8 protein-coding genes and 1 pseudogene are annotated in these 10,086 nt (G+C 72.5%); 2 read left to right on the forward strand and 7 right to left on the reverse strand.

Annotated features, from left to right (window positions below):
* Window positions 1-599 (forward strand): zinc-binding dehydrogenase (locus tag ACFFNX_RS44960; protein WP_378212404.1); only part of this gene is annotated, 599 nt, incomplete at its 5' end.
* Here ACFFNX_RS44960 and ACFFNX_RS44965 read toward each other — a convergent pair.
* The 7 genes and pseudogenes from ACFFNX_RS44965 to ACFFNX_RS44995 all read right to left on the reverse strand — a co-directional run bounded on the left by ACFFNX_RS44965 (window position 600) and on the right by ACFFNX_RS44995 (window position 8,633).
* Window positions 600-2,435, reverse strand: a complete 1,836-nt coding sequence (locus ACFFNX_RS44965; RefSeq protein WP_378212406.1) for a DUF4118 domain-containing protein — start codon at window positions 2,433-2,435, stop codon at window positions 600-602. It abuts the gene before it with no gap.
* Window positions 2,436-2,500: 65 nt separating this feature from the next.
* Window positions 2,501-3,520, reverse strand: coding sequence for a GAF domain-containing sensor histidine kinase (locus tag ACFFNX_RS44970; protein ID WP_378212413.1), 1,020 nt, complete (start codon window positions 3,518-3,520; stop codon window positions 2,501-2,503).
* A 1-nt stretch (window position 3,521) separates the two neighbouring features.
* Window positions 3,522-4,268 (reverse strand): DUF4118 domain-containing protein, encoded by a 747-nt coding sequence (locus ACFFNX_RS44975; protein ID WP_378212414.1) that lies wholly within the window; start codon window positions 4,266-4,268, stop codon window positions 3,522-3,524.
* A gap of 200 nt (window positions 4,269-4,468) precedes the next feature.
* Entirely contained in the window at window positions 4,469-5,683 is a 1,215-nt protein-coding gene (locus ACFFNX_RS44980) for a GAF domain-containing sensor histidine kinase (protein WP_378212408.1), read from the reverse strand.
* 302 nt (window positions 5,684-5,985) lie between these two features.
* A pseudogene (locus tag ACFFNX_RS44985) lies at window positions 5,986-6,327 on the reverse strand (DUF4118 domain-containing protein); the annotation flags it as partial.
* A 51-nt stretch (window positions 6,328-6,378) separates the two neighbouring features.
* Window positions 6,379-8,235, reverse strand: coding sequence for a sensor histidine kinase (locus ACFFNX_RS44990; RefSeq protein ID WP_378212409.1), 1,857 nt, complete (start codon window positions 8,233-8,235; stop codon window positions 6,379-6,381).
* Window positions 8,236-8,369: 134 nt separating this feature from the next.
* Window positions 8,370-8,633: a mycoredoxin gene (locus ACFFNX_RS44995; protein ID WP_378212410.1), complete on the reverse strand. Its 264-nt coding sequence runs from the start codon at window positions 8,631-8,633 to the stop codon at window positions 8,370-8,372.
* A gap of 152 nt (window positions 8,634-8,785) precedes the next feature.
* Here ACFFNX_RS44995 and ACFFNX_RS45000 point away from each other — a divergent pair.
* Window positions 8,786-10,086 (forward strand): ATP-dependent helicase (locus ACFFNX_RS45000; RefSeq protein WP_378212411.1); only part of this gene is annotated, 1,301 nt, incomplete at its 3' end.

Here is a 10,086-nt window from a genome sequence, read left to right on the forward strand (position 1 = left end):
CGCTGCGGCTCGGCCGGTTCTCCCCGGGCAAGCGTGTCTTCGCCCCCGCTGTCGTGGGCGGTGTGGGCAACGCGACCGTGCAGCTCGCCCGGGCGCTGGGCGCGTCCGCCCTGGCCGGCGGCACCGGCAGCACGGCGAAGGCCAAGGCCGTACGCGCGGCGCCGTGGTCCCACGGGATCGACGTGGTCGACCTCGAACGCGACCGGCTTCCCGAGGGGCTGGGCGACGGGTTCGCCGCCGGCATCGACGTGGCGGTCGACGGCGTCGGCGGTCGCGTGACCGGGCAGATCGCGACGGCACTGGCGACCGGCGGGCGGATCGTGCTGGTCGGTGAGACGGGTGGCGCGGCCGTGCAGGTGCCCGTCGACGACGTCGTACGGCGTCACGCGAGCCTGCACGGGTTCTCGCTGCCCGACGCCACCGCGGCCCAGTCACGCCGCGCCTGGGCGACCATCACCGGCCTGCTCGCCACGGGCCGGATCCAGCCCGTCATCGACTCGATCTACCCGGTCGAGGCGGCGGACGAGGCGCTGCGCCACCTGATCGAGGACCGTCCGATCGGCAAGATCGTGATCATCGGCATGTCCCGCGCCTGGTAGTCACTCCACGGGGATCTCGACGAGCAGTGTGGTGCCGACGCCCTTGGGGCTGCTGACGGTGATGGTGCCGCCGGCGGCCTCGACGCGGTCGGTGAGGCCGATCAGCCCCGAGCCGCGGGTGGGGGCGGCTCCGCCGACGCCGTCGTCGCGGATCGACAGGTGAAGCACCTTGTCCTCGACGGTGAGGGTGACGTGGACGACCGTGGCGTGCGCGTGCTTGGCCGCGTTGGTCAACGCCTCGGAGACCACGTAGTAGGCGGTCACCGCGGAGCGTTCGGGGAGCCGCTCGTCGATGGTGACGTCGAGTGCGACCGGCACCGAGGAGCGGCGGGCGAGGATCTTGAGCGCCGATTCGAGGCCGCCCTTGGCGAGGATGGCGGGGTGCAGGCCGCGGGAGAGCTCCTGCAACTCGGTGACGGTCTCCTCCAGGGCCTTGGCGGTATGCGCGACCTGGAGTCTGAGGTCGTGCAGGTCGGGTGGGATGGAGGCCTCGGCGCCGCGCATCTCGAGTCCGATGGCGATGAGGCGTTGCTGGGTGCTGTCGTGCAGGTCGCGTTCGATGCGGCGGCGGGCTTCGTCGGCGGCGGCGACGACGCGGGCGCGGGAGGCCTTGAGGTCGGCGTTGCTCTGGGCGTTGGCGATGGCGGCGGCGGCCAGTTCGGTGAACTCAACCATGCGCACTTCGGTGTCGTCCGGCAGCCGTTCGGCCGTGCTGGACGAGGCGATCAGCAGCCCCCACAGGGCCCGGCCGACGATGATGGGACAGCCGACGGCGGACCTGACGCCCAGGGAGCGCAGCCGGGTGGCGACCTCGCCGTCGCCGTCGTAGTGGTCGACCCGGGCCGGCGCGCGCGTCCGCGCCACGAGCTCGGCGACGGTGCCTTTCTCCAGCGGCCAGCGGTCGCCCAGCGGCATGGTGGCCTCGATCTCCCTGCGGCTGACGCCCCAGTTGCCGACCGTGATCGCGGTGTCGGCCGTCTCGTACCGGATGACCAGAACGTGGCGCGTGGGAAGGAGCCGCCCCATCTCGCAGGCGACGGCGTGGAAGACCTCGCCCTCGGGGGCGGCGTGGGCGACCAGGGTGGCCAGGCGTCGTAGCGCGGCCTGTTCCTCGGCGATGCGGGCGAGTTCGTCGCGGCTGTGCCGCAGGGCGCCGGCGGCCTTCTCGCGTTCGGACGCCGCTTCGAGGAGTACCTCCAGGGAGGGGACGATCCGCTCGCGGAGCCGCCGGACGACCGGGCGTGACAGGCCGGCCGGGACACGGAGCGTGACATGGACGTCGTCACCGCGGAGCGGGAAGGTGAGCCTGGTGACGTCGGCGGGGGCGTCTCCGGTCTCGATGGAGGCCGATGGCAGGCACAGGGCGCTCGCCAGGCGCCGTGCCGTGGCGGGCAGGGCCGCCGACAGGTCGGCGGCCCGCAGCACCAGCCGGGCCAGGTCGGCGGACAGATCGGCCTCCTGGTGGGCCTCCGTCTCGCTCGAGAGCATCCGGGCGGCGCGGACGAGCGCGCACGCCAGCAGCGCGAGGGCCATGAAGACGGCGAGGATCACCGTGTCCTGGCCCTTGCCGAGCCAGAGCGTCCACCTCGGCGGGACGAGGAAGTAGTCGAAGACCACGGTGCTGGCCACGGCCATCACCAGCCCCAGGCCGAGGCCCCACAGGGACGTGACGAGCACCAGGCCGACGAGGTACAGGACGCCGAGGGACTGCACGGGTACGAACCGCGACAGCCCGATGCCGATCAGCGTCTCCACGGTCAGGCAGACCGCGGCCACCAGGATTCCTGGCAGCAGCCGCGACCGGCGCGCCGGCATCGCCGGCGGAGATGGGCGCATAACCCACAGTAACGCCGATCCGAATGAGCGTGTAGAACCGCATCGGCCCTGGTCGAAGCGGCGGCTCACTCCAGGGGGATCTCGACGAGCAGCATCGTGCCCCCACCTCTGGGGCTGGTGATGGTGATGGTGCCGCCGATGGCCTCGACGCGGTCGGTGAGGCCGATCAGCCCCGAGCCGCTGGGGTCGGCTCCGCCGACGCCGTCGTCGCGGATCGACAGATGGACCGCCTTGTCCTTGATCGTGAGGGTGACGCGGACGACCGTGGCGTGCGCGTGCTCGGCCGCGTTGGCCAGGGCCTCGGAGACCACGGAGTAGAGGGTCATCTCGCACAGTCGCGGGAGCCGCTCGTCGATGGACACGTCCAGGTCCACCGCGACGGGGGAGCGGCGGGCCAGAACCTTGAGCGCGGGTTCGAGGCCGCCCTTGGCGAGGATGGCGGGGTGCAGGCCGCGGGAGAGCTCCTGCAACTCGGCGACGGCTTCGTCCAGAGCCTCGGCGGCGTGGGCGATCTGGAGCCCGAGATCGTGCCGTTCGGCCGGGATCGCGGCTTCGATCCCGCGCATCTCGAGTCCGATGGCGATGAGGCGTTGCTGGGTGCTGTCGTGCAGGTCGCGTTCGATGCGGCGGCGTGCCTCGTCGGCGGCGGCGACGACGCGGGCGCGGGAGGCCTTCAGATCGGCGTTGCTCTGGGCGTTGGCGATGGCGGCGGCGGCCAGTTCGGTGAACTCCACCATGCGCACTTCGGTGTCGTCCGGCAGGCGTTCGTCCGTGCTGGAGGCGACGACGAGCATGCCCCACAGGGCTCGGCCGACGATGATGGGGCAGCCGACGGTGGACCTGACGCCCCGCGCCCGTACCCGGCGGATGAGCGGGCCGTCGCCCTCATAGTCGTCACGGCGGGCCGGCGCGCCCGTACGGGCGACGGTCTCGGTCACGGTTCCCGGCTCCAGCGCCCAGCGCGAGCCCGTCGGGAAGGTGGGGAGAGAGCCCTCGTGGAGGTGCCAGTCGCCCACGGTGGTCGCGGTTCCGCCCGGCTCGTAGCGGACCACCATCGTGTGGCGCGCGCCGAGGAGCCGGCCCATCTCACGGGCGACGGAGTCGAAGATCTCCCGCGCCGGAGCGTGGTGCGCCACCAGCGTGGCCAGACGCCGCAGCGCGGTCTGTTCCTCGGCGATGCGGGCGAGTTCGTCGCGGCTGTGCCGCAGGGCGTCGGCGACCTTCTCGCGTTCGCAGGCGGCTTCGAGGAGCACCTCCAGGGAGGGGGACGATCCGCTCGCGCAGCCGCCGGGCCACCGGGCGCGGCAGGCCGCCCGGGACGAGGAGCGTGGCCTGGACGCCGTCGCCCCGCAGTGGAAAGGCGAGCCCCCCGTTCCCGGCGGGGACGTCGCCGGGTTCGATCGCGGCCGATGGCAGGTCCAGGGCGTCGGCCAGCAGTCGTGCCGTGGCCGGACGGGCCGCGCTCAGGTCGGGCGCCCGCAGGAGCAGCCGGGCCAGGTCGGCGGACAGGTCGGCCTCCTGGCGGGCCTCCACCTCGCCCGAGAGCAGCCGCGCCACCTGGGCGAGCGCGCAGACCGGCAGGGCGAGGGCCATGAAGACCCCGAGGACCACCAGATCCTGGCCCTTGAGGAGCCCCAGCTCCCAAACCGGGGGCAGGAGGACGAAGTCGAAGACGATGGCGCTGGCCACGGCCATCAGGAGGCCCATGGGCAGGCCCCAGAAAGACGTGACCACCAGCAGTCCGACGAGGTAGAGCACGCCGAGGGACTCGACGGGCACCACTTTCGCCAGCCCGAGACCGACCAGGGTCTCCACGGTGAGGCACAGCGCCATCACCAGGAATCCCGGCCTCAGCCGCGGCCGTGGACGGCGCGCCGGCATGGCCGGCCATGACGCCCGCATAACACCGTTTCCCGCATAACACCATTTAACGCTGCTCTGAAGGCTCAACGCTGCTCTGAAGACGCCGTTCGTGCTGGTCAGGGCGCTTTGATCGCGGGATGTCCGAGGTCGGTGGCGTCCGTGCCCGGGAGCTAGTCGAGGGGGATCTCGGCCTGCAGAGTCGTGCCGCCGCCCTCCGGGCTCACGACGGTGATGGTGCCGCCGATGGCCTCGATGCGGTCGGTGAGGCCGATCAGCCCCGATCCATGGGTGGGGTCGGCTCCGCCGACGCCGTCGTCGCGGATCGACAGGTGGACCGCCTTGTCCTTCTTGTTCTTGACGCCGACGCCCTCGACGTCGACGGCGACGCGGACCACTGAGGCGAACGCGTGTTTGGCCGCGTTGGTCAGCGCTTCGGAGATCACGTAGTAGGCGGTCACCTCGTAGCGTTGCGGGAGCCGCTCGTCGAGGCACACGTCCAGGTTCACCGCGACGGGGGAGCGGCGGGCGAGGACCCTGAGCGCGGGTTCGAGGCCGCCCTTGGCGAGGATGGCGGGGTGCAGGCCGCGGGAGAGCTCCTGCAGCTCGGCGACGGCCTCCTCCAGCGCCTTGGCGGCGTGGGCGGCCTGATGCCTGAGACGCTCGAACTGCCGCGGTATCGCGGCCTCGATCCCGCGCATCTCGAGCCCGAGGGAGACGAGGCGCTGCTGGGTGCTGTCGTGCAGGTCGCGCTCGATGCGGAGGCGTGCCTCGTCGGCGGCGGCGACGACGCGGGCCCGGGAGGCCTTCAGGTCGGCGTTGCTCCGGGCGTTGGCGATGGCGGCCGCGGCCAGTTCGGTGAACTCCACCATGCGCACTTCGGTGTCGTCCGGCAGCGGCTCGGGCGTGCTGGACGAGGCGATCAGCAGCCCCCACAGGGCCCGGCCGACGACGATGGGACAGCCGACGGAGGAGACGACGCCCCGCGCGCGCAACTCGGTGGAGAGCGGGCCCTGACCGGTGTAATGGTTGACCCGGCCCGGCGCGCCCGTACGCGCCACGAGGTCGGAGACGGTTCCCTCCTCCAGCGTCCACCGCGAGCCCACCGGCATGGCGGCCGGGGGGCTGCCCGCGGCGCGCCAGATGCCGACGCTGGCCGCGGTGGAGGAGGGCTCGTAGCGGACGACCAGGGTGTGGCGCGCGCCGAGGACCTGCCCCATCTCGCGGGCGACGGAGGAGAAGACCTCCTTCTCCGGGGCCGCGTGGGCGACCAGGGTGGCCAGGCGTCGTAGCGCGGCCTGTTCCTCGGCGATGCGGGCGAGCTCGTCGCGGCTGTGCCGCAGGGCGTCGGCGACCTTCTCGCGTTCGCAGGCGGCTTCGAGGAGCACCTCCAGGGAGGGATCCGCTCGCGCAGCCGCCGGGTGATCGGACGGGGCAGGCCGGCCGGGACGAGGAGCGTGGCACAGACGTCCTCACCTCGGAGCGGGAGGGCGAGTCCACCGTTCCCGGCGGAGACGTCGCCGGGTTCGATCGAGGCCGATGGCAGGTTCAGGGCGTCGGCCAGGAGGTGCGCCGTGGCCGGGAGCGCCCGGTTCACGTAGGGCGCCCGCAGGAGCAGCCGGGCCAGCTCGGCGGACAGGTCGGCCTCCCTGCGCGCCTCCATCTCGCCCGAGAGCAGCCGGGCCGCGCGGGCGAGCGCGCACGCCAGCAGGGACAGGGCGACGAAGATGCCGAGGATCGCCAGGTCCTGCCCCGTGGTGAGCCACAGCGTCCAGGGGGGCGGAATGAGGAAGTAGTCCAAGACGATGGTGCTGGCCACGGCCATCAACAGCCCCGGCCCGAGGCCCCACACGGACGTGACGAGCAGCAGCCCCACGAGGTAGAGCACGCCCAGGGACTGCACGGGCATGAACCGCGACAGCCCGAGGCCGATCAGAGTCTCCACCGTGAGGCAGACCGCCGCCACCAGGATTCCCAGCCTCAGCCGCGGTCGCGACCGGGGCTCCAGCGTCGCCAGCAGGGAGGGGCGCATAACTCACAGTAACGCCGATCCGAATTGGCCCTCGAACCGTGATCACCCTGGTCAGAGCGGTGGGCTCCGGTTCAATCCAGGGGGATCTCGACGAGCAGCGTGGTGCCTTCGCCTCTGGGGCTGGTGATGGTGATGGTGCCGCCGATGGCCTCGACGCGGTCGGTGAGGCCGATCAGCCCCGAGCCGCGTGGCGTCGGCTCCGCCCACGCCGTCGTCGCGGATCGACAGCCGGACCGCCCCGTCCCGGACGGCGACGGCGACGGTGACCATCGAGGCGAACGCGTGTTTGGCCGCGTTGGTCAGCGCTTCGGAGACCACGTAGTAGGCGGTGATCTCGCACCGCTGCGGGAGCCGTTCGTCGATGGTGACGTCGAGCTCGACCGGGAGGTTGGAACGGCGGGCGAGGACCACGAGCGCGGGTTCGAGGCCGCCCTTGGCGAGGATGGCGGGGTGCAGGCCGCGAGAGAGCTCCTGCAACTCGGCGACGGCCTCCTCCAGCGCCTTGGCGGTGTGGGCGACCTGGAGCCTGGCGTCCTCGAACTCCCGCGGTATCGCGGCCTCGATCCCGCGCATCTCGAGCCCCAGGGAGACGAGACGCTGTTGGGTGCCGTCGTGCAGGTCGCGCTCGATGCGGCGGCGCGCCTCGTCGGCGGCGGCCACGACGCGGGCCCGGGAGGCCTTGAGGTCGGCGTTGCTCTGGGCGTTGGCGATGGCGGCCGCGGCGAGTTCGGTGAACTCCATCATGCGTACCTCGGTGTCCTCCGGCAGCGGCTCGGACGTGCTGGCGGCGACGACGACCACGCCCCACAGGGACCTGCCGACGATGATGGGGCAGCCGACGGAGGAGACGACGCCCCGCGTACGCAGCTGAGCGGCGAGCGGGCCCTGGCCGGTGTACTCGTTGACCCGGGCCGGCGCGCCCGTACGCGCCACCAGTTCGGTGACGGTGCCGCGTTCCAGCGTCCACCGCGAGCCCAGCGGCAGGTTGACGTCGTCCCCCTCGGTGGGGGCCCAGGCGCCTACGGTGAGTGCGCTGGAGGCCGGCTCGTAGCGCACGACCAGGGTGTGGCGCGCGCCGAGGATCTGCCCCATCTCGCGGGCGACGGCGTCGAAGACGTCCCGCTCCGGAGCCGCGTGGGCGACCAGGGTGGCCAGGCGTCGCAGCGCGGCCTGTTCCTCGGCGATGCGGGCGAGCTCGTCGCGGCTGTGCCGCAGGGCGTCCGCGACGCGTTCGCGCTCGCAGGCCGCTTCGAGGAGCACCTCCAGGGAGGGGACGATCCGTTCGCGCAGCCGCCGGACGACCGGGCGCGGCAGGTCGTCCGGGATGAGGAGCGTGGCGTGGATGTCCTCGCCCCGCAGCGGAAAGGCGAGCCTCCCGTCCTCGGCGGGGACGTCGCCGGGCTCGATCGAGGCCGATGGCAGGTTCAGGTCGCTCGCCAGGCGCTGCGCCGTGACCGGCAGCGCCGCGCTCAGGTCGGGCGCCCGCAGGAGCAGCCGGGCCAGCCCGGCCGACAGGTCGGCCTCCTGCCGGGCCTCCACCTCGCCCGAGAGCAGCCGGGCGGCGCGGGCGAGCGCGCACGCCAGCAGGGCCATGGCCATGAAGATGCCGAGGATCGCCAGGTCCTGCCCCTTGGTGAGCCACAGCGTCCACGCGGGCGGAATGAGGAAGTAGTCGAAGACCACGGTGCTGGCCACGGCCATCAGGAGACCCATGACCAGGCCCCACAGAGACGTGATCAACAGCAGCCCGAGCAGGTAGAGCACGCCGAGGGACTCGACGGGCACCACCGTCGCCAGCGCGACACCGAGGAGGGTCTCCACCGTGAGGCAGAGCGCCATCATCAGGAACCCCAGCCACAGGCGTGGCCGCGGACGGCGCTCCAGCGTCGCCAGCAGGGAGGGGCGCATAACTCACAGTAACGCCGGGCCGGTAACGTCGCCGGACGCGTTAGGGCAGGTCAGATCCCTTTACCGGCGATTGATCGACTCCTGACCGCCGAACGGGACCCGCCGTCCAGGTGGAGGCGCCCCGGGCGCGTCCCTCAGCGGGGGAGATCGGCCAGGCGGGCCTTCACGGCCTTGGCGGTCGGGTTGGTCACCGCGGCGCCGTCGGGGAACACCACGACCGGGACGGTCTGGTTGCCGCCGTTGACGTTCTCCACGAACGCCGCGGCCGCCGGGTCACGCTCGATGTCGATCTCGACCATCGAGATTCCGTCACGGGCCAGCTGCGCCTTCAGCCGTTTGCAGAAGCCACACCACGAAGTGGTGTACATCGTGAGCTCACCCGTTGTGGGCGTGGTCATGACTCTCCCCGCGGTCCGTCGGTTGCGAACACCCGTCCAACACCGGGTCAGGCCGCCGCATTCCCGCCGCGAGCGCCGCGAACCGAGATGAGGTACGGGACACGAGCGTCGGATGCGCCTGAGAGGATGAACGATCGGTGAAAGGAGGGGCGATGGAGGCGGATGAGGTCCTCGCCGGGCTCGACCCGGAACAGCGCGAGGTGGCCGAGGCCATTCGCGGCCCGGTATGCGTGCTGGCCGGCGCCGGTACGGGCAAGACCCGCGCCATCACCCACCGCATCGCGTACGCGGTGCACACCGGCGTCGTCTCCCCGCAGCGGGTGCTCGCCGTGACGTTCACCACCCGGGCCGCCGGCGAGCTGCGCGGGCGGCTGCGGCAGCTCGGCGCCCCGGGCGTGCAGGCGCGCACGTTCCACGCCGCCGCCTACAAGCAGCTGCACTACTTCTGGCCCAAGGTCATCGGGGGAGACCTCCCGCGACTGGTCGAGTCCAAGCTCGGGCTGGTGGCGGAGGCGGCGCGCCTGTGCCGCCTGTCGTTCGGCCGTACCGAGCTGCGCGACGCGGGCGCCGAGGTCGAGTGGGCCAAGGTCACCCAGACCCGTCCCGGCGACTACGCGGCCGCCGCGGCCAAGGCCGGGCGCACCCCGCCCGCCGAGGCCGCCGACATGGCGCGCGTCTACGACGCGTACGAGCAGCTCCGCCGCGACCGCAACCTCATCGACTTCGAAGGCATGCTGGAGCTCACCGCCGCGATCTTCACCGAGCACCAGGAGGTCGCGAACCAGTTCCGCGACCAGTACCGCCACTTCGTGGTCGACGAGTACCAGGACGTCAACCCACTGCAGAAGCTCCTGCTCGACACGTGGCTCGGCGAGCGCAAGGACCTGTGCGTGGTCGGCGACCCGAATCAGACGATCTACTCCTTCACCGGCGCCAGCCCCTCCTACCTCCTGGGCTTCACGGTCGAGCACCCGGACGCCAAGGTCATCAAGCTGGTCCGCGACTACCGCTCGACGCCGCAGGTCGTGCGCCTCGCCAACGGCGTGCTCGCGCAGGCGCGGGGAGACACGCGCGCGCACCGCCTCGAGCTGGTCGCGCAGCGCTCCGACGGCCCCACGCCGGTCTTCTCCGAGCACGACGACGAGGTGGCCGAGGCCGAGGCCGTGGCCAAGCGCATCCGCGAGCTGCTCGACGAGGGCGTGCCGGCCCGCGAGATCGCGGTGCTGTTCCGCATCAACGCCCAGTCCGAGCCGTACGAACAGGCCTTCGCCGACCACGGCGTGCCCTACGTCGTCAAGGGCGCCGAGCGGTTCTTCGAGCGCGCCGAGGTCCGCCAGGCCGTGGTCCTGCTGCGCGGCGCGGCCCGGTCGGAGAGCGGTGAGCCCCTCGTACGCGCCGTCCGCGACTTCCTGGCCGCCCCCGGCCTGACCGACCGGCCGCCCGACGGCGGTGG

Source organism: Actinoallomurus acaciae (genome assembly GCF_042429965.1).
GTDB classification, from domain to species: Bacteria; Actinomycetota; Actinomycetes; order Streptosporangiales; family Streptosporangiaceae; genus Actinoallomurus; species Actinoallomurus acaciae.